The organism is Jeotgalibacillus soli (assembly GCF_000829435.1).
GTDB lineage: Bacteria > Bacillota > Bacilli > Bacillales > Jeotgalibacillaceae > Jeotgalibacillus > Jeotgalibacillus soli.
Genome location: NZ_JXRP01000015.1, coordinates 1 through 703, shown reverse-complemented (window position 1 = coordinate 703; position 703 = coordinate 1). Strand labels below are relative to the sequence as shown.

6 tRNA genes and 1 rRNA gene are annotated in these 703 nt (G+C 52.3%); all 7 read right to left on the bottom strand.

Going from position 1 to position 703, the window contains the following annotated elements:
• Nucleotides 1-2 precede the first annotated feature (2 nt).
• A tRNA-Asp gene (locus KP78_RS08555) sits at nt 3-78 on the bottom strand.
• A 7-nt stretch (nt 79-85) separates the two neighbouring features.
• Nucleotides 86-159 (bottom strand) — tRNA-Met (locus tag KP78_RS08550).
• A 105-nt stretch (nt 160-264) separates the two neighbouring features.
• Nucleotides 265-337: transfer RNA gene (locus KP78_RS08545), tRNA-Val, on the bottom strand.
• A 9-nt stretch (nt 338-346) separates the two neighbouring features.
• Nucleotides 347-421: transfer RNA gene (locus KP78_RS08540), tRNA-Glu, on the bottom strand.
• A 20-nt stretch (nt 422-441) separates the two neighbouring features.
• Nucleotides 442-533: transfer RNA gene (locus KP78_RS08535), tRNA-Ser, on the bottom strand.
• A gap of 3 nt (nt 534-536) precedes the next feature.
• Nucleotides 537-611, bottom strand: a tRNA-Asn gene (locus tag KP78_RS08530).
• A gap of 7 nt (nt 612-618) precedes the next feature.
• Nucleotides 619-703, bottom strand: a 5S ribosomal RNA gene (rrf, locus tag KP78_RS18615); the annotation flags it as partial.

Genomic DNA, 703 nt, shown 5'->3' with positions numbered 1-703 from the left:
AATGGCGGTCCCGACCGGGATCGAACCGGCGATCTCCTGCGTGACAGGCAGGCATGTTAACCGCTACACCACGGGACCTTGATAATTGCGGGGGCAGGATTTGAACCTGCGACCTTCGGGTTATGAGCCCGACGAGCTACCGAACTGCTCCACCCCGCGACAATAGTATACAATGTTCATTTTCTTTCTTCAATAGTTAGTGGAATAAAGAGAGTGTGGAGCTGGATCAAGTCCAGCATCCTTCTCTATACTATTACTATTGAATGGAGAATGACGGGCTCGAACCGCCGACCCTCTGCTTGTAAGGCAGATGCTCTCCCAGCTGAGCTAATTCTCCATATTGTTTTGGTGACCCGTACGGGATTCGAACCCGTGTTACCGCCGTGAAAGGGCGGTGTCTTAACCGCTTGACCAACGGGCCTTTCAAAGTTAAAGTTTTTCTGGCGGAGAGCAAGGGATTCGAACCCTTGAGACAGCGGTAGCCGCCTACACGATTTCCAATCGTGCTCCTTCGACCACTCGGACAGCTCTCCATATGGCTCCACAGGTAGGACTCGAACCTACGACCGATCGGTTAACAGCCGATTGCTCTACCACTGAGCTACTGTGGAATAATAAGTCTAGCAACGTCCTACTCTCACAGGGGGAAACCCCCAACTACCATCGGCGCTGAAGAGCTTAACTTCCGTGTTCGGCATGGGAA